This is a genomic window from Arthrobacter sp. PL16 (genome assembly GCF_035985055.1).
Lineage (GTDB): Bacteria > Actinomycetota > Actinomycetes > Actinomycetales > Micrococcaceae > Arthrobacter_D > Arthrobacter_D cheniae.
Map to the genome: position 1 here is coordinate 683,477 of NZ_JAXCIC010000001.1, position 18,164 is coordinate 701,640.

Here is an 18,164-nt window from a genome sequence, read left to right on the forward strand (position 1 = left end):
TGGGCCGCGGTGGCGAGGTGATCTGCGCCTTGTTCCATCCGCTGCGGTCGCATGGGTGGTGGCTGCCACTGCCATCCAGGGCCCTGCGGTCGGTGTGACGGCGAGTGGGCTGACCTGTGCTGCTGTCGCTCTGCTACTCGCCGGCGTCATTTTCCTCGTGCCTGAACGCGCCGGTCGGCAGTGGGCGCTGCTGCTGGAACAGGGCCTGGCACCCGCGGCGACGGTGGCCCTCGTCCTGCTGGCCACCGGTGGAAGCCTCGCTCGGGCGGCGGAAGGACCCGTTGATGAGGCAATCGCGAGCTCGGCCACGTTCACGGCTTACCTGCGGATCGTGGGGGAGCCCTCGTCGCTCCCTCAGGGCGCTTTCGGCGGCGGGGAGCGGTTCCTGGTGGACGCCGAAGTAATCGGAGGGCTGTTGGGTGGTACTCCCTTCATCTCGGCCACGCCCGTCGTCGTTCTTGGATCCGCCTCGTGGTCGACCATGGGCACGGGAGACACGGTACGGGTATTAGGCATCGCCAAGCCTTCGGATCGCCCTGGACGGGCGACGGCGATCTTCCTTCCCTCCAGCCGTCCCACGGTCCAGGAAGCCGAGGGCTGGTTCGGTTACACCGATGGGCTGAGGTCCCGCTTCAGGGATGCCGCCCAGCGTGACGGCCGGGACCACGGATTGCTTCCGGGGATGGTCCTTGGAGACCGGACCACCCTCGAGCCCGATCTCGAACACGCCATGAAGACCACCGGGCTGACGCACCTGACTGCCGTCAGCGGAGCCAATTGCTCCTATGTCATCGCGTTCATGTTCTTCGGGCTCCGCTTCGGTCGCGTACCTCGATTCCCGGCGGCCGTCGGCGCCGTGTTGGCCCTTGCGGGGTTCGTCCTGCTGGTGCGTCCCGAACCGAGTGTGCTGCGGGCAGCGGTCATGGGTGGGATCGGCGTCGTGGCCTTGCTGTCCGGGCGGGGAAAGGTCTCACTGACACTGCTGATGCTGTCGATCATCGTCCTGCTGGCGGTCGATCCCTGGCTCTCGGTGTCCTTCGCCTTCATGCTGTCGGTCGCTGCAACCCTGGGGCTCGTCCTCGCCGGTCCTGCGGTAGCGGAATCACTCGGGCGCCTGGTGCCCCGCGTGATGGCCCAAGTGCTGGCGATACCGCTCACGGCGCAATTGTTCTGTGCTCCGATCCTCGTCCTGATCCAGCCGGCCCTGCCGGTGTACTCGCTCCCGGCGAATGTCGCGGTGTCTCCCGTCGTGCCGGCGATCACGCTGCTGGGCATGGTCGCGATCCTCGCGCTGGTCGCTGCACCAGTGTTGGCACAGCCCCTCATCGTCGCAGCGCAAGGGGGAACACGATGGGTGGGCGCCGTCGCCGATACCTTCGCGGGAGCACCGGCAGCATCGCTACCCTGGGCGTCAGGGCCGGCGGGAGCCACTCTTGCTGCCCTGGTGTCGCTCGCGGTCCTGTTCCTGCTGGTCGCCCGACGGCCGCAGTCGGCCCGCTGGAAGCACATGCTCGGCGCGACGGGCAGCGGCAGGGACCCGGTCCGGAGCAGGGAGAGAGCGAACCGGAGTCCCGCGGACCACACCGCGTTCGTCGAAGGAGGCCATCCGGGCAAGGGCCGCACGCGCCCGCCATCGGCGGACAACGAGGGCATGGCGAGAGGCCGGACGGTTCTCGTCGTGGGTTTCATCCTCACTGTGGTGGCAGCAGCGGTCATCGTGCTCGTCAAGGTCACGACCGTTCCTCCGGCTACCGGCTGGATCGTCGCGGTCTGCGACGTGGGGCAGGGGGACGGTCTGGTCGTCGGGACGGTGCCGGGACACGCACTGGTGGTGGATACCGGCCCCGACCCGGCCGCGATGGACCGTTGCCTCGATGACCTGTCGGTCGAGGTGATCGACGCCCTCGTCATCACACATCTGCACGACGATCACTACGGAGGCGTTCAGGGGGCTGTCAACGGACGCACCGTCTCTAAGCTCTATTACTCGACGGGCGAGGACCGATTGCCGCGGGAGGTGACGGATGCGGCTGCCGATGCCGGGGTACGGCCCGAGAAGCTCGACAGCCTCACGACTTTCGACCTCCAACGGACACAGGTCCGCGTCCTGTGGCCGGCAGGCTCCGCAGAAGCAGAGGAGGAGAACAACGCCAGTGCGGTGCTCGACGTCGTGGTCCAGGCATCCGACCGGACTGTGCGGATCCTGCTCACCGGGGATCTCGAGGAGGATGCTGCGGCACGGATGCTCGATGCGTCACCGGAGATCGCCGACCGGGGCGTAGATATCCTGAAGGTCGCCCACCATGGGGCAAGGAACGGCGGCACCACGCTGATCGAGGCGCTGCGTCCCCGACTCGCGCTGATCTCCGTGGGGGAGGACAACGAATACGGCCATCCCCATCCCACCATCCTGAAGGCACTCGTGCGTGCCGATATCCCGGTGGTCCGGACCGACGAGCTCGGGTCCTTCACCGTGAACGTCGTTGGCACCACCATGGAGGTCCGGGAGCTGAAGTGAGCTGTTCGGGACCTGGAGTGAGCTGTCCGAGCGGCGATCCGACCGTCGGCACGGACGGCTTTTCGTGGCAGGGCGATGCCATGAAACAGTAGGTATCGATTCTTCGAAAGGAACAGCGCTCCATGGCAACGAGACCAATGGCCGGCCGCACCACCGGCGGAGGCCAGCAGCCGGCATCCTGGCGTGATGTCCGGCCCGCCGCCGTCGTCCTGCTGTCGGGGCCCGAGGACTATCTCGCGTCGAAGGCTGCAGAAGCGATCCGTCATCAGGTGCGTACCGCACAACCCGACGTGGAACTCGTCAGGTTCGATGCGGGCGCCTACGAGGCCGGCACACTGACAATGCACGCCAGTCCATCGCTCTTCGGTGACTGGAAGGTCATCGAGGCGTCGGGTCTGGCACAGATGAACGATGCCTTTCTGGTCGACGCGCTCGCATACCTGTCCGATCCGGCGCCGGACGTCGTCCTGGTCATGCGCCATTCAGGTGGCAATCGCGGGAAGAAACTCCTAGACGCGATCAAGGCCACTCACGCGACCGTGGTCGACTGTCAGCCCCTGAAGAAGGACGCCGAGAAGGCCGAGTTCGTCTCCACCGAGTTCCGGCTCGCGCGGAGGCGGATAGAACCTGATGCCGTCCGCGCGCTCGTTGCCGCCGTGGGCTCGCAGCTGCCGGAACTGGCAGCAGCCTGCCAGCAGCTGACCGCGGACACAGCGGGAGATGTCACCGTCGAGTCGGTCGAGAAATACTACGGAGGCCGGATCGAGGCGACCGGCTTCAAGGTCGCCGACGCGGCACTGGCCGGACGAACCGCGCAGGCACTGTCGATGCTCCGCCATGCGCTCGCCACGGGCGCGGACCCTGTGCCGATAGTCGCAGCACTCGCCATGAAGGTGCGGGCTGTCGCGAAGGTGCACGGGGTGCGGGGTTCTTCCATGCAGTTGGCCAAGGAGTTGGGCATGGCTCCCTGGCAGGTCGATCAGGCACGGAAGGAGGCACAGCGCTTCAGCTCCGACGCACTGGCACGCTGTATCCGCGCTCTCGCGGAAGCCGACGCCCAGGTGAAAGGCGAGTCCCGGGATCCCGTGTACGCCGTCGAGCGGGCAGTGACCGTGATAGCCCTCGGGGACAACTAAACCTCACCCTCCAGGTGCGTGGAGTGCACTGCGGCTCTCGGGTCATCCGTCCTGGCTTCGTCGTTCCTGCAGCCAGAGGGGAGCGTCACTGCAGCCAAAGAGGAGCATCCTGGAGCCTAGAGGTACTCGCACCCCTGAGTGCTGCTCTCATGACGAAGGGCCGGCCCCGAATGGAGCCGGCCCTTCATCGGAGGATCCGCAGCTTAGAGCGCGTTGACCTTCTTGGAGATCGCGGACTTGCGGTTGGCTGCGTTGTTCCTGTGCAGCACACCCTTGCTGACGGCCTTGTCGAGCTTGCGGCTGGCTGCCTGCAGAGCCGTCGCGGCAGCATCCTTGTCAGCACCTTCGACGGCCGTGTTCACGGCGCGGATAGCGGTCTTCAACTCGGACCTGACCGAGTTGTTGCGCTGCCTCGCCTTTTCGTTGGTGAGGATGCGCTTCTTCTGGGACTTGATATTTGCCACGTATGAGAACTTTCTTTGTATTGCGGACTGGGTCGTGAGGGTATTTCGGCCAACCGAAGACTGAGCGGCGTGGGGATACCGTGTGGTGATCGGCCAAAGTGCCCGGAGACCTGCGCGGACACACAGCTGTCAAGGTTACCAGAAACCCGCGGGAAACCGGACCTGCGCTGCATTTTAGCGGGGCGTGAGCCGCAGGTGCAGGCAGGTCGCGGCCACCGGAAACGGCTACCCGAGGAGGTGGCCGGGTACGGCCGCAATCACCTGTTCGAACTGCCCGCGCGGAAGCACGGCACCTTCACGCCGTATATCGGCCGGGGCGAGGTGCAATACACGGTCGGTCCTGACCTCGCTCGGGCGTCCCTGCCGGTCCCAGGCCCCGGTGCCGATGTCGATGTAGCGGTCATCGTGGTTGCGCGAGTTGTTGCGGTCGCGGCTCGTCAGCATCAGACCGAGCAGGGTCTTTCCGGATGTTCCGATGAGGAGCACCGGCCGGTCCTTGCCCTGGGTCGGATCGTCCTCGTAGGGCACCCAGGTCCAGACGATCTCGCCCGGGTCCGGATTGCCGTCCGCGGAGGGTGAGTAGGCGACGACCGCCTCCTGCCGTCGCGACGCCGGCTGCTGGGGGGAGGGGGACGACGCCCTGCCGGTGGCCGGGCGTCTGCCCGCGGGCTGCCGGCCGGCCGGGGGTGCGGACGTGCTGCTGACGGCGCGGACCACGCGACCGGCGAGCGACAGGACGGAGCGGAGAGTGATCGCCATGCAGTGATCCTAGCGATAGCGGCTCCCGGAACCAGGGGAGCGCAGGTCGGGAGGCGGGCAGCACGCCATGTTCGGGTCGGGCGTGCCCGAGATCGTCAGGTCGGTGATCCCGCCCGATTGCCGGGGCTGTCCGGCGTCGTGGGAGACTAAGGGAAGCGAAACGGCGCGGACCAGCGCCGGTTGTCCACTAGGGCGGCCCGGTTGGTTGCAGCATGCCGGACCCTGTCCCGTAAAAGTGAGGAACGCACGTGTCACCCATGGCCCGCACCGCGCCGGTGCCTGCCGCCACCGATCCGGCGATCATCAGGAATTTCTGCATCATCGCCCACATCGATCACGGGAAGTCCACCCTGGCCGACCGGATGCTCCAGCTCACGGGGGCCGTCGAGCAGCGGGACATGAAGGCGCAGTACCTCGACCGGATGGACATCGAGCGGGAGCGCGGCATCACCATCAAGTCGCAGGCCGTTCGCCTTCCCTGGGAGGTCGACGGCACCGCCTACGCCCTCAACATGATCGACACGCCGGGCCATGTGGACTTCACTTACGAGGTCTCGCGGTCCCTCGCCGCCTGCGAGGGCGCGGTCCTGCTGGTGGATGCGGCGCAGGGTATCGAGGCGCAGACACTGGCCAACCTGTACCTGGCGATGGAGAACAACCTCGCCATCATCCCGGTACTCAACAAGATCGACCTCCCTGCTGCCCAGCCCGAGAAATACGCGGCAGAACTGGCGAGCCTCATCGGCGGCGAGCCCGAGGACGTCCTCATGGTGTCCGGCAAGACAGGAGTCGGCGTCGAGGCCCTCATGGACAAGATCGTGCGCGATCTTCCCGCGCCGACCGGTGACCCGAATGCTCCTGCCCGTGCCATGATCTTCGACTCCGTGTACGACACGTACCGCGGCGTCGTCACCTACGTGCGGGTCGTCGACGGCAAGCTCAGCCCGCGAGAGCGCATCCAGATGATGTCCACCCGGGCGAGCCACGAACTGCTCGAGATCGGCGTCAGTTCGCCCGAGCCGAAGCCGTCCAAGGGCCTTGGGGTAGGCGAGGTCGGTTACCTCATCACGGGTGTGAAGGACGTCCGCCAGTCCAAGGTCGGTGACACCGTCACGAACCTGGCCAAGCCGGCTGCCACCTCCCTGGGCGGGTACCAGGATCCGAAACCCATGGTCTTCTCGGGTCTCTATCCGCTCGACGGCACCGACTACCCGGTGCTGCGTGACGCCCTGGACAAGTTCACCCTGAACGACGCCGCCCTCGTGTACGAGCCCGAGACGTCGGCGGCGCTGGGATTCGGCTTCCGTGTCGGCTTCCTCGGCCTGCTGCACCTCGAGATCACCCGCGAGCGGCTGGAGCGCGAGTACAACCTCGACCTCATCTCAACGGCACCGAACGTGGAGTACGAGGTGACCCTCGAGGACAAGCGCGCCCTGAAGGTCACCAATCCCAGCGAATACCCCGTCGGCAAGATCGCCGAGGTACGCGAACCCATGGTGTCCGCGACGATCCTCGCGCCGTCGGAGTTCATCGGCGCCATCATGGAGCTGTGCCAGCAGCGCCGGGGCGTCCTCGGGGGCATGGATTACCTGTCCGAGGAGCGGGTCGAAATCAGGTACCGGCTCCCGCTCGCGGAGATCGTCTTCGATTTCTTCGATCTGTTGAAGTCGAAGACCCGCGGATACGGGTCGCTCGACTGGAAGGCGGACGGTGACCAGGTCGCCGATCTCGTGAAGGTGGACATCCTGCTGCAGGGCGAGCAGGTGGACGCTTTCAGCGCCATCACCCACCGTGACAAGGCCTACGCCTATGGCGTCATGATGACGGGCAAGCTCCGTGAGCTGATTCCGCGCCAGCAGTTCGAGGTGCCGATCCAGGCCGCCATCGGGGCGCGCATCATCGCCCGCGAGAGCATTCGGGCGATCCGCAAGGACGTCCTCGCCAAGTGCTACGGCGGCGACATCACGCGTAAGCGCAAGCTGCTCGAGAAGCAGAAGGAGGGCAAGAAGCGCATGAAGATGGTCGGACGCGTGGAAGTGCCCCAGGAAGCCTTCATCGCGGCTCTGTCGTCGGACGAGTCGAAGGACAAATCCAAGAAGTGACGCCGAACAGTTCCAAGGAGGCGGGTCGTGCCTAGCGCCCTCCCGCTCGGCCTGCCAGCACCCGAGGACGGGGTGCTGCCGCCGGAGTCCGCACGCGGCGCCGCAGCGCGGGACTTCGGTCTCTACGTCCACATCCCGTTCTGCGCAGTCCGCTGCGGTTACTGCGATTTCAACACCTATACGGCTACGGAGTTGGGTGGCGGCGCATCACAGGACGCCTATGCCGGCTCGGTGCTTGCCGAGCTGGAGCTCGGTGAACGCGCACTCGAGGCATCGGGCGTCCCCGCCCGGCCGCTGTCCACGGTCTTCTTCGGCGGTGGCACGCCGACCCTCCTTCCGGCCGAGGATCTCGCAGCGATCCTCCGGTCCGCCCGGAACCGCTGGGGGCTCGCGCCGGACGCAGAGGTGACGACGGAAGCAAATCCTGACTCCGTCACACCGGACTCGCTCAAGGTCCTGCGCGACGCCGGCTTCACCCGCGTCTCCTTCGGTATGCAGTCGACAGTGCCGCATGTGTTGGCCGTGCTCGACCGGACGCACGCGCCCGAACGCGTGCCGCAGGCGGTGCAATGGGCCCGGGAGGCAGGGCTGAGGGTGAGCCTCGACCTCATCTATGGCACCCCTGGTGAGTCGCTCGAGGACTGGCGGACGTCGCTGTCCACGGCACTGTCCTACGGTCCCGACCACATCTCCGCGTATGCCCTGATCATCGAGGAGGGGACGCGGCTTGCCTCGCGCATCCGCCGTGGACAGGTCCCGCCCATCGACGACGACGACCACGCGGACAAGTACGCCCTCGCCGAGGAGATGCTCACGGCCGGAGGCCTGCACTGGTACGAGGTGAGCAACTGGGCGAGGACGCCCGACGACGAGTGCCGTCACAACCTCGCTTACTGGCGTGGCAGTGACTGGTGGGGTGCCGGCCCGGGGGCGCACTCCCATGTGGGTGGTACCCGCTGGTGGAACGTCAAGCACCCACGCGCCTACGCCGACGCTCTGGGCGACGGCAGATCACCTGCCGCGGGGCGGGAGGTCCTGTCCGCCGGCGATCGCTACGTCGAGGACGTCATGCTTCGAGTCCGTCTGCGGGAGGGTTTGGGCACCGACACGCTGACGCCGTCGGGCAGGAAGGCCGTTGCCGGGCTCATCGCCGATGGCCTCGTAGAGCCTGCTGCCGCTTTCGCGGGCCGCGTGATCCTGACCTTCACGGGCCGCCTGTTGGCCGACGCCGTCGTGCGCCGGCTCCTGCCCGACTGACGGACAGGATCCCGCACGCGTGCCTGACGGACAGGACCTGTCGCAGGGATAGGAGAGCGCTTTGCCACCGCCGATATCAGGCCGGCCGGTCGACGGCCTGACGCGGCCTAGCGGATCAGGCGCAGGTTCAGGGCGTAGCGGTAGGGCCGCCCGCGGTTTACCTGGATCCCTGCGTTCACCGAGAGGATCGTGATCGTGACCCAGATCAGCGCATTGAGAACGGCGAAGATGCCGCCGATCTCCGGTACGAGTGAGAGCAACCAGGCTACGAGGGCGAGGATCGTCGGCGGGAGCGTGAAGTTCAGCGCTTCCTTCGACTCCTGCGCCGTGAACGGGCCGCGGTCCTTGAAGATGAGGAAGATCAGCAGGGACGGGATGAAGCCCAGGATCCCGCCGAAGTGCGCCAGGGTGGCGAACTGGCGATCCTCGGACGCCGTGAGGGGGAGGGCGTTGGCCGGCGTGCCCTCGAACGCGGGTCGGGACTCGCCCCGTCCGTGGTGCTGGTGGTCGGCGGTATTGGACAACGGTATTCCTTTGCTGGCTGGCGGAACTCCTCCGCCGTGACTGTGCTTCAAGGATACGTGGTGGCTCGACTGCAAAGCCTCAGGCTGCGCCAGGCGGAGCAGTCAGGAAATCGATGACCTCTTCGACGCGACCGAGCAGGGACGGCTCGAGATCCGAGTAGGTGCTCACGCTCGAGAGGATGCGCTTCCACCCGTGCGCGACGGCGGCCTGGTTGTGGTGGGGCCAGCCGAGCCCGGCCAGGATGCCCGTCTTCCAATCCTGGTTGCGCGGCACGACGGGCCAGGCGTCGAGGCCGAGGGCGCCCGGCTTCACTGCTTGCCACACGTCCACGTAGGGATGTCCGACGATGAGGACATGATTCCGCGCACCCGGCACGGTCATGGCCTTCTGCGCGATGCGCGTCTCCTTGGTCCCGGGCAGCAGGTGGTCGACGAGGATCCCGAGCCTCCTCGTGGGGCCGGGTGCGAAGGCGCGGACGGCCCCTTCGAGGTCGTCGACGCCGTGCAGCGGTTCGACGACGATCCCCTCGAGCCGTAGGTCGTCACCCCACACCTTCTCCACGAGTTCGGCGTCGTGCTGGCCCTCGACCCAGATCCTGCTCGCCCGGGCGGTCCTCGCGCGGGCTCCTTCCACCCGGACGCTGCCGGACGCCGTTCGCGTCGGGACGGCAACGGGCACCAGGACGGGGGCGACGACGTGGATGGGCCTGCCGTCGAGGAGGAAGCCGTAGCCGAGCCGGAAGCTGCGTTGCTTGCCCCTCCGGTCCTCGAGCACCATGACGTGCAGGCCCCCGGACTTCTCGACCCGAACGACCGCGCCGACGAAGCCACTCTGGACATCCTCGAGGACCATGTCCTTCTCGACAGGCACATCGGGCAGGTCCACCCGCTTCGGAGCCGAGATGTCCTGTGCTCCCCACCCGTAGTCCATCCCGAGCGCGTCCTTCCAACAGGGGCTCCGACGGTCTGCCGCGGCCCGGGTTGCCAATACTAACAATCGGTGGGGACGTACTAGACTTGGCACTTGGGTGTGTCGAGTGCTAACTGCTCGGAACCACCCGGACAGCCTGATCGTGAGGTAGGAACAAACCCGGAGGTGACTTGAGGAGTGAGTGAACCGCGACGCCTGGAGGTACTCCGGGCCATCGTCGAGGACTACGTCCATTCCCGGGAGCCCGTCGGCTCCAAGGCCCTTGTCGACCGTCACCACCTCGGGGTCTCCTCGGCAACGATCCGCAATGACATGGCCGTCCTCGAGGAGGAGGGCCTGATCGCCGCTCCGCATACGAGCTCAGGCCGCATCCCCACGGACAAGGGCTACCGGTTGTTCGTTGACCGCATCTCCGAGGTGAAGCCTCTCTCGGCGCCGGAGAAGAAGGCCATCCAGACCCTGCTCGAGGGGGCGGAGGACGTCGATGACGTCATGGACAGGACCGTTCGGCTGCTCGCGCAGCTAACCAATCAGGTCGCGGTCGTCCAGTTCCCCCGCTCGGGGGGTGCCTCGGTCCGGCATATCGAGTTCGTCCTGTTGGCACCGCAGCAGATCCTGATCGTGCTGATCGCCACGAACGGCACCGTGCAGCAGCGCATCGTGCGCACGCATCCCGACATCCAGGAGGGCGACCTCGCGGAGATCAAGCAGCGGATACTCTCCGCCGTGTCCGGGGTGAAGCTCTCTGCGCTCCCCGGCGAGCTCGGCGTTGCACTGTCCCAGCTTCCCCCCGCCCTCAGGGCCCACGGGGGTACGATCGTCAAGGCGCTGGAGCAGCTTGCCGGCCTGGGCCGCGAGGACCGTATCCTGTTGGCGGGAACAGCCAACCTCGCGCGGTCCACCGGCGATTTTCCGCTCAGTATCGGCCCGATCCTCGAGGCACTGGAGGAGCAGGTCGTCATGCTTCGGCTCCTCTCCGAGATGGAGTACGACGCCCGTGGTATCTCGGTCAGGATCGGAAGCGAGAATCCCTACGGTGGCCTGTCCGGGGCTTCCGTGGTGGCGACGGGTTACGGACCGGACGCCGGTGCGAAGCTCGGCATCCTCGGTCCCACCCGGATGGACTACCCGACGACGATGGCCGCCGTGCGCGCCGTCGCCCGCTATCTCTCGAGGATCCTCGAGGAGTAGCGGCGTCCCCGCATCTCCGCCGGTTTCGCCGGCGAGCAGACGACAGAAGTTTCCAACAGGAAGTGATGTGCAGGAGTGAGTAATCACTATGAGGTCCTCGGTGTGGCGCAGGGCGCGACCGGGGAGGAAATCAAGAAGGCGTACCGCAAGCTCGCCCGCAAGCTCCACCCGGACGTGAACTCCGGAGACGACGCAGCCGAGGAGTTCAAGCTCGTCACGCGCGCCTACGAGGTGTTGTCCGACCCGCAGAAGCGCCGGGTCTACGACACCACGGGCAACGAGAACGGGACGGACACGGGATACGGTTCCGGCTACTCGGGCTCGGGCTTCGCCTTCCAGGACATCTTCGAGACGTTCTTCGGCGGCAGCGGCCAGCAGGGCGGTGCCCCATCCCGGACGCGCCGCGGCCAGGACGCGCTCATCAACGTCCGGATCGATCTCAAGGACGCCGTTTTCGGCACCAACAAGAAGATCGAGGTCGACACCGCCGAAGTGTGTCCCACATGTGACGGGTCCTGCTGCCAGCCCGGCACGTCGCCGCGCACCTGTGACATCTGCGGCGGCTCCGGCCAGGTGCAGCGTGCCGTGCGCTCCATCCTCGGCCAGGTCATGACCAGCGCTCCCTGTGGCACCTGCCAGGGCTACGGCACCGTGATCCCGAGCCCCTGCCACGAGTGCAGTGGCGAGGGCCGAATCCGCGCGCGCCGCACCCTCACGATCAAGGTCCCCGCCGGTGTCAGTACCGGTACCCGCATCCAGTTGGGCGGCCAGGGCGAAGCCGGCATAGCAGGAGGGCCGCAGGGTGACCTCTACATCGAGATCCGCGTCAACACCGACTCCACCTTCCTGCGCGATGGCGACGACCTGCACGTCACGCTGAGCGTGCCGATGACTGCCGCTGCACTCGGCACCTCCGTGCGCCTCGATACGTACGACGGCGATCAGGAACTGACCATCAGGCCGGGGACGCAGTCCGGCGAGATCCTGACGCTCCGGGGCCTCGGTGTCACGCACCTCCGCAACCAGGGCAGGGGAGACCTCCGCATCCACCTGAACGTGGAGACCCCGCGCAACGTCGATCACCAGCAGGAGGAGCTCCTGCGCAAGCTCGCCGAGCTTCGCGGCGAGGAATACACGGACGGCCAGCTGGCCAGCAGCGGGTCCGGCGTCTTCGCGCGGCTGCGGGAGCGACTCGGGAACCGCTGACGATGACGCGTCCCCTGTTCTTCGGGTCGGGCGAGGACGTCCGTGTGGCGCGTCCGGGCGGTGTCTTCGTTCTCGGCGGTGACGAGGGACGCCACGCGGCGACCGTGCGCCGGCTCTCCGTGGGAGAGCCGGTCGACGTCTCCGACGGCGCCGGTTACAGGCTCGGCGGGATCATCACCGCCGTGGGTACGGGAACGATCGAGCTGATGATCGAGACCGCGGGCCAGGACCCGGCCCCGCTGCACCGCCTCGTGCTCGTGCAGGCCCTGGCCAAGGGCGGCCGCGACGAGCAGGCCGTCGAGGCGGCCACCGAGCTCGGCGTCGACGCCGTCGTCCCGTGGCACGCCGAGCGGTGCATCGTTCGGTGGCGTGGGGACAAGGCGGAGAAGGGCCGGCAGAAGTGGGTATCGCTCGTGGCTGCCGCGTCCAAGCAGTCGCGCCGCTCGTTCGTGCCCGGGGTGCACCCCGTGATGGATACCACCAGGTTGGCTGCATGGGCTGCATCCGTCGATCGCGTCGTCGTCCTCCACGAGGATGCCGATGCCTCGCTCGCAGACCGGATTGACGCTCTCCGTGCCACCGGTGGCCTTGCCGCCGCGTCGTCGACCGCCGTCGTCGTCGGACCCGAGGGCGGCATCAGCGACGCGGAGCTGGAGAAGCTGCGCGCGGTCGGTGCCGAGTCGGCCCGCCTGGGGCCGCACGTTCTGCGGTCGTCCTCGGCCGGTCCGGCGGCCCTCGTCCTGCTGAACCACCTGCTGGGACGCTGGTAGCACCGCGGCCGCTAGCGGATGGTGATGGTCTTCGAGTCCTCGGCCGTGCCGCTGCCGGACGGCGTTGAAACGGTGATTGCGTACTGACCCGGGGGGAGTGTCACCGAGAAGGAGTAGGCGCCTGGCACACCGTCCTGCGGCGAGATGTCCACGGATCCGTCCCGGAAGAGGTTGGTGTCTCCGGCGGCCGAGCCGTCCACGCTCCGGTCGATGCGCCAGGCGAGCGAATCATCCGTAGCGGGGCCGACGCCGTGGATGGTCAGGCTCTCGGCGTCGTGCTCGACCCCCTCCTGGGGGTCTATCACCCACACGGGCGCGAGCGCCGACGGGTCCCGTGTCCATTCCCCGCCGAGATCGACGGCACCGAAAGCCCGGTAGTTCGCTGCCCCGTCGACGAGGACGACGACCGAGCTCGCTTCGCCTCCCGCGATGAGGCCGCCATGGGCGGCGGCCGCCGTAGCGGTATGCACCAGCTGCTGCAGGGCGAGCCGCGCTTCGTCCTCGTCGAGTCGCTTCGATACCGAGTCGGAGGAGATGTCCAGGGTGATCACGTTCTTGGTCGAGATGGAGGAGCTCACGCTCGAGGCCGGGCGCCACGGCGAGTGGTAGTCCGGGTCCAGGGGCTGCCCCTCCGTCATCACCTGCACGGCCTCGGAGATGGGATCGCCCGTTGCACCCGCGGGAGAGACGAGGTACTCGCGGAAGAGACGGTCCGTTCCTTCGACCTCGCCGAGCCAGTAGACGGGCAGCAGCGGCTGGGTCGCGTCGGCGGGACCGGCAGCGGCCCCCTGCTTCCGGACGGCAGCGTCGGAGGATCCATCGGTCCCCTCGCTGGACGCGGCCGTCAGCGATGGTTGCGCGAGGTCCGTCGTCGAAGCGCTGCCCGGGAGCAGGCCGGTGTCGGGCAGGAAGAAGATGCTGCTTGCGACGAGGACGCCGCCGGACACCAGGAGTATCCCGCGCAGTCCCAACCTGTTCTTCCGGAGGGGGTCGTGCTGGCTCATGCTCGACCCCTTTCGTCAGGCGCATGCGGGCGCGGTTCCAGTGAGGTGCTTGAATTCAGGTCATCGGAGGTCGGCGTCCTCACCGACCACATAGGGACCGGCACCGTCGATGGACGGCGTGACTTCGCCGGACCTGATTCAGCTTGGCACAGGGCCGGGGGTCGGTCCGCACCGAAAAGAGTCCTCTGCCTGACTGAAACCTGATCGATACGAAGCCGTTGCGGAATTGCGACGAAAGCTCAGGACGACTGGACACACCCGTCCGACGCCCGCGGCCAGGGAATCAAGACGGGTCCGCTCCTGTTGACATAAACGGTATGCCGTAACATTGAGGCTTCTGCCACTGCTGGTGCGGCCTGCTCGAGAAGAACGGCCACGCCGGAGGGCGGACCCGACACCACATCAGGACGACTACTCGAACGAGGGGCGATCGAAGGCCGGACGGCCGAGCTATGAGCGAATCTTCAACAGGCATCAACGCAGCAGGGCTGGACTCAAGGATTTTCATCTTCGACTCGACCGAGCAGATGGTGCAGGCGCTCGGGTCCAATGACGAGGCCCTCCGCCTGATCGAGGATTCCTTTCCCGGCGTCGGCCTCCAGGCCAGAGGGAACGAGCTCACCATCACGGGACCGTCCGCGGACGTCCTGCGCACGGAGCGCCTCGTCGGCGAGATCCGCACCATGGCCAGCAACAACGCAACCGTCTCCCCCCAGGTGCTCGAGCAGCTGGTCATGATGCTCAAGACGCAGAGCGCGGCAAGACCATCCGAGGTATTGTCCGTCAACATCCTGTCGTCCCGCGGCAAGACCATCCGCCCGAAGACCCTCAACCAGAGCACCTACGTGGATGCGATCGACCGCAACACGATCGTGTTCGGCATCGGTCCTGCGGGTACCGGCAAGACCTACCTCGCCATGGCCAAAGCAGTGCAGGCGCTGCAGCAGAAGGAGGTCAACAGGATCATCCTCACGAGGCCCGCCGTCGAGGCGGGGGAGCGGCTCGGATTCCTGCCGGGAACGCTCAACGACAAGATCGACCCGTACCTCCGCCCGCTCTACGACGCGCTGCACGACATGATGGACCCGGACTCCATCCCGCGCCTCATGGCCGCCGGCACCATCGAGGTGGCGCCCCTGGCCTACATGCGCGGACGGACGCTCAACGACGCCTTCATCATCCTCGACGAGGCCCAGAACACGACGCCCGAGCAGATGAAGATGTTCCTCACGCGCCTCGGTTTCGGTTCGAAGATGGTCGTCACGGGTGACGTCACGCAGGTGGACCTCCCCAACGGCACGAGCTCCGGGTTGCGCGTCGTCCGTGAGATCCTCGTAGACGTCGACGACGTCTACTTCAGCGAACTGGACGCCTCCGACGTCGTGCGCCACCGGCTCGTGGGGGACATCGTGAGCGCCTACAGCGCATGGGACGAGGATCAGCGGGCGGGGCAGTCGCGCTCCGGCCGACCGGTGAACGGACGATGAGCGTCGAGGTCAACAACGAGTCGGGCTACGACGTCGACGGCGAAGCCCTCGTCCGTCTCTCCAACTTCCTCTTCGAGTCGCTGTTCGTCCACCCCGAGGCAGAGCTGTCGATCATCCTGGTGGACACCGCCGCGATGGAGAAGCTCCATGTCGAGTGGATGGACGAGCCCGGTCCCACCGATGTGCTCTCCTTCCCCATGGACGAGCTTCGACCGGGGACCCCTGGCCGTGTGACGCCCGCCGGGCTCCTCGGCGATATCGTCCTCTGCCCGGAGGTCGCCGCGTCCCAGGGAGCGGCCGCAGGGCACAGCACGGGTGACGAGCTCCTGCTGCTGACGACGCACGGCGTCCTCCACCTCCTCGGTTTCGATCACGCGGAACCCGAGGACGAGAAGGAGATGTTCGGCCTCCAGCGCCAACTGCTCGCGGACTTCCTCGGTGGAGATGCGCCGCAGGAGACCCGCGCTTGACCGTCTGGCTTCTCGGGCTCATGGGCTTGTTCTTCGCGTTGACGGCTGCCCTGGTCACGGCCGCAGAAGCGGCTTTCAGCTACCTCCCGCGCCAGGAGGGCGAGGCCCTCGTCCAGGCATCACGTTCTGCATCGCTACGCCGGATCCTGAACGCGCCCGTCGCCCACATGCACGCCCTGCGGTTCTGGCGGGTGTGGTTCGAAATGGCCGGCGCCGTCGCCGTCGCGATCCTCTTCCACGACCTGCTGGACAACATCTGGCTGGCCGGTCTTCTGGCCACCGCTGTCATGGCGGCGATCGGTTTCGTGATCGTCGGTGTGTCACCCCGGCAACTCGGCCGCGTGCACGCTCCCGCCGTCGTCCGCCTGACAGCCGGGCTGGTTGCGTTCCTTCGTGCCATCCTCGGGCCCATCCCGCGCTGGCTGGTCCGGATCGGCAGCGCCATGACACCTGGAGCGGCGCGCGATGAAGCCGCCTTCTTCACCCAGGAGGAATTCCGGGAACTGCTCTCCCGTGCTTCCGATGCAGAGATGATCGAGGACAACGAGGCGGAGCTCATCCACTCCGTGTTCGAGCTCGGCGACACCAAGGTCCGCTCCGTCATGGTGCCGCGCACCGACATGGTGACCATTGAATCAGGGTCGACGCTCAGCCAGGCGATGTCCCTCTTCCTGCGCTCGGGTTACTCGAGGATCCCGGTGATCGGGGAGAGTTCGGACGACATCAAGGGACTGCTGTACCTGAAGGACGTCGTCGCGAACCTGCATGGCCGGCCGGCGTCGAACCTCTCGCGTCCCGTCGACTCGGAGTGCAGGCCGGCCCGGTACGTGCCGGAGTCGAAGCCCGTCGGCGACCTCCTGCGGGAACTGCAGCGTGAGTCCACCCATGTGGCGATCGTGATCGACGAGTACGGCGGGACTGCTGGACTCGTCACGCTCGAGGACCTGATCGAGGAGATCGTCGGTGAAATCGTCGACGAGTACGACTCCGAAGTACCGGAGCAGGAACGGCTCGACGACGGCGAGTTCCGTGTGAGTGCGAGGATGGGAATCGATGACCTCGGCGAACTCTTCGGGCTCGATCTCGATGACGAGGAGGTCGACACGGTCGGCGGTCTGCTGGCCAAGACCCTGGGACGCGTGCCGATCGTCGGATCAGAGGTCACAATTGACGGTATAGGGCTGCGGGCCGAGCGTGTGGAGGGCCGACGCAACAGGGTCTCGCATGTGATCGCGCACCGGCTACTACCAGAGCACACCGAGCAGGACGAACGAGAGACGACAGAGGCTGACAATGAGCGACGCTAAGCACAGGGCGGGATTCGTCTCGCTCGTCGGGCGGCCGAATGCGGGTAAATCGACCCTCACGAACGCCCTCGTTGGCCAGAAGGTCGCCATCACGTCGGCTAAGCCGCAGACCACGCGCCACACCATCCGTGGAATCGTCAACCGTGAGGATTCCCAGATCGTCCTCGTCGACACGCCGGGGCTGCACCGTCCCCGCACCCTGCTCGGGCAGCGGCTGAACGACCTCGTGGCTGACACCCTCGCCGAGGTCGACGCCGTCGGGTTCTGCCTTCCGGCCAATGAGAAGATCGGCCCGGGTGACCGTTACATCGCCGAGCAGCTCGCGCGGCTGAAGCGGAAGCCGCTGATCGCCGTCGTCACCAAGACGGACCTCGTGGACCGCCAGGCGCTGACTGAGCAGCTGCTCGCCGTCTCGAAACTAGGCGCGGAGGTGACCGGGCCCGATGGCTGGGCGGACATCGTTCCGGTCTCGGCCGCGGACGGCTTCCAGGTGGGCACTGTCGCCGAGGTCTTCAGCGGACACATGCCCGAATCGCCCGTCCTGTACCCGGACGGAGAGCTGACGGACGAGCCGGAAGCCGTCATGGTCGCGGAACTGGTGCGGGAAGCCGCACTCGAGGGCGTCCGCGACGAGATGCCGCACTCCATCGCCGTCGTCGTCGAGGAGATGATCCCCCGGGAGGGGCGAAGCGAGGACAACCCGATGCTGGATGTCCACGTGAATGTCTACGTGGAGAGGTCGTCGCAGAAGGCCATCATCATCGGCAAGGGAGGCGCCCGGCTCCGGGAGATCGGAACCACTGCGCGCCGCGGTATCGAGGCGCTGCTGGGGACCCGGATCTACCTCGACCTGCACGTCAAGGTCGCAAAGGACTGGCAGCGAGACCCCAAGCAACTCGTCAAGCTCGGGTTCTGACGGGCACCGCCGGCACGTCCCGGTCGTTATGTCGCTGCAACGGGACTGATCCTCCCGCGTACCTCCCGATCACCGTCGATCCCCCTGCGCGAGGGGGATCGACGGTGATCCGGCCTTGTTCC

General features: G+C 66.9%; 16 protein-coding genes. 11 read left to right on the plus strand and 5 right to left on the minus strand.

The window, feature by feature from the left end; all coding sequences use genetic code 11:
* Positions 1-58 precede the first annotated feature (58 nt).
* The gene (locus tag RCH21_RS03145; protein WP_326963144.1) at positions 59-2,518 is read left to right on the plus strand and encodes a ComEC/Rec2 family competence protein; all 2,460 of its coding nucleotides are present in this window, start codon (positions 59-61) and stop codon (positions 2,516-2,518) included.
* 137 nt (positions 2,519-2,655) lie between these two features.
* Positions 2,656-3,654: a DNA polymerase III subunit delta gene (holA, locus tag RCH21_RS03150; protein WP_442784660.1), complete on the plus strand. Its 999-nt coding sequence runs from the start codon at positions 2,656-2,658 to the stop codon at positions 3,652-3,654.
* A 203-nt stretch (positions 3,655-3,857) separates the two neighbouring features.
* Here the strand turns inward: holA and rpsT are convergent, their stop codons facing one another.
* Both rpsT and RCH21_RS03160 read right to left on the minus strand, forming a co-directional pair.
* Positions 3,858-4,118: a 30S ribosomal protein S20 gene (gene rpsT / locus RCH21_RS03155; RefSeq protein ID WP_120147699.1), complete on the minus strand. Its 261-nt coding sequence runs from the start codon at positions 4,116-4,118 to the stop codon at positions 3,858-3,860.
* A 225-nt stretch (positions 4,119-4,343) separates the two neighbouring features.
* Positions 4,344-4,877 (minus strand): type II toxin-antitoxin system PemK/MazF family toxin, encoded by a 534-nt coding sequence (locus tag RCH21_RS03160; protein WP_326963146.1) that lies wholly within the window; start codon positions 4,875-4,877, stop codon positions 4,344-4,346.
* A gap of 248 nt (positions 4,878-5,125) precedes the next feature.
* Between RCH21_RS03160 and lepA the strand changes: the two genes are divergently transcribed.
* Together lepA and hemW are read left to right on the plus strand one after the other, a co-directional pair.
* Positions 5,126-6,979, plus strand: coding sequence for a translation elongation factor 4 (gene lepA / locus RCH21_RS03165; protein ID WP_182976864.1), 1,854 nt, complete (start codon positions 5,126-5,128; stop codon positions 6,977-6,979).
* Between the two features lie 27 nt (positions 6,980-7,006).
* Complete coding sequence (gene hemW / locus RCH21_RS03170) at positions 7,007-8,236, plus strand: radical SAM family heme chaperone HemW (protein ID WP_326963147.1); 1,230 nt, start codon at positions 7,007-7,009, stop codon at positions 8,234-8,236.
* A 107-nt stretch (positions 8,237-8,343) separates the two neighbouring features.
* On the opposite strand, the gene RCH21_RS03175 is transcribed toward hemW, so the two are convergent.
* Both RCH21_RS03175 and RCH21_RS03180 read right to left on the minus strand, forming a co-directional pair.
* On the minus strand, positions 8,344-8,760 hold the full coding sequence (locus RCH21_RS03175) for a DUF4870 domain-containing protein (protein WP_120147695.1): 417 nt from the start codon (positions 8,758-8,760) through the stop codon (positions 8,344-8,346).
* 79 nt (positions 8,761-8,839) lie between these two features.
* Positions 8,840-9,691, minus strand: a complete 852-nt coding sequence (locus RCH21_RS03180) for a DUF3097 family protein (protein WP_326963148.1) — start codon at positions 9,689-9,691, stop codon at positions 8,840-8,842.
* Positions 9,692-9,868: 177 nt separating this feature from the next.
* On the opposite strand from RCH21_RS03180, the gene hrcA reads away from it, so the two are divergent.
* From hrcA to RCH21_RS03195, 3 genes are all read left to right on the plus strand, one after another.
* Positions 9,869-10,882, plus strand: coding sequence for a heat-inducible transcriptional repressor HrcA (hrcA, locus tag RCH21_RS03185; RefSeq protein ID WP_120147693.1), 1,014 nt, complete (start codon positions 9,869-9,871; stop codon positions 10,880-10,882).
* A 75-nt stretch (positions 10,883-10,957) separates the two neighbouring features.
* Positions 10,958-12,088: a molecular chaperone DnaJ gene (dnaJ, locus tag RCH21_RS03190; protein WP_326963149.1), complete on the plus strand. Its 1,131-nt coding sequence runs from the start codon at positions 10,958-10,960 to the stop codon at positions 12,086-12,088.
* A gap of 2 nt (positions 12,089-12,090) precedes the next feature.
* Entirely contained in the window at positions 12,091-12,858 is a 768-nt protein-coding gene (locus RCH21_RS03195; RefSeq protein WP_326963150.1) for a 16S rRNA (uracil(1498)-N(3))-methyltransferase, read from the plus strand.
* Between the two features lie 11 nt (positions 12,859-12,869).
* Here the strand turns inward: RCH21_RS03195 and RCH21_RS03200 are convergent, their stop codons facing one another.
* Positions 12,870-13,862 carry a GerMN domain-containing protein gene (locus RCH21_RS03200; RefSeq protein ID WP_326963151.1) on the minus strand — a complete coding sequence of 331 codons (993 nt, stop codon included), beginning with the start codon at positions 13,860-13,862 and terminating at the stop codon, positions 12,870-12,872.
* Positions 13,863-14,314: 452 nt separating this feature from the next.
* Between RCH21_RS03200 and RCH21_RS03205 the strand changes: the two genes are divergently transcribed.
* From RCH21_RS03205 to era, 4 genes are read left to right on the plus strand one after another with little or no spacing between them, the layout of a single operon-like run.
* Positions 14,315-15,349, plus strand: coding sequence for a PhoH family protein (locus RCH21_RS03205; protein WP_326963152.1), 1,035 nt, complete (start codon positions 14,315-14,317; stop codon positions 15,347-15,349).
* Positions 15,346-15,819 carry an rRNA maturation RNase YbeY gene (gene ybeY / locus RCH21_RS03210; RefSeq protein WP_120147688.1) on the plus strand — a complete coding sequence of 158 codons (474 nt, stop codon included), beginning with the start codon at positions 15,346-15,348 and terminating at the stop codon, positions 15,817-15,819. The genes RCH21_RS03205 and ybeY overlap by 4 nt, the downstream gene beginning before the upstream one ends.
* Positions 15,816-17,126 (plus strand): hemolysin family protein, encoded by a 1,311-nt coding sequence (locus RCH21_RS03215; protein WP_442784651.1) that lies wholly within the window; start codon positions 15,816-15,818, stop codon positions 17,124-17,126. Before ybeY ends, RCH21_RS03215 begins: the two co-directional genes overlap by 4 nt.
* Entirely contained in the window at positions 17,113-18,042 is a 930-nt protein-coding gene (era, locus tag RCH21_RS03220; RefSeq protein WP_326963153.1) for a GTPase Era, read from the plus strand. The genes RCH21_RS03215 and era overlap by 14 nt, the downstream gene beginning before the upstream one ends.
* Positions 18,043-18,164 lie beyond the last annotated feature (122 nt).

Coding starts and splice junctions, on each gene's coding strand:
- RCH21_RS03200 (WP_326963151.1), bottom strand. CDS start 13,862: ATGAGCCAGCACGACCCCCTCCGGAAGAACAGGTTGGGACTGCGCGGG.
- RCH21_RS03180 (WP_326963148.1), bottom strand. CDS start 9,691: ATGGACTACGGGTGGGGAGCACAGGACATCTCGGCTCCGAAGCGGGTG.
- RCH21_RS03195 (WP_326963150.1), top strand. CDS start 12,091: ATGACGCGTCCCCTGTTCTTCGGGTCGGGCGAGGACGTCCGTGTGGCG.
- RCH21_RS03160 (WP_326963146.1), bottom strand. CDS start 4,877: ATGGCGATCACTCTCCGCTCCGTCCTGTCGCTCGCCGGTCGCGTGGTC.
- ybeY (WP_120147688.1), top strand. CDS start 15,346: ATGAGCGTCGAGGTCAACAACGAGTCGGGCTACGACGTCGACGGCGAA.
- RCH21_RS03205 (WP_326963152.1), top strand. CDS start 14,315: ATGAGCGAATCTTCAACAGGCATCAACGCAGCAGGGCTGGACTCAAGG.
- era (WP_326963153.1), top strand. CDS start 17,113: ATGAGCGACGCTAAGCACAGGGCGGGATTCGTCTCGCTCGTCGGGCGG.
- holA (WP_442784660.1), top strand. CDS start 2,656: ATGGCCGGCCGCACCACCGGCGGAGGCCAGCAGCCGGCATCCTGGCGT.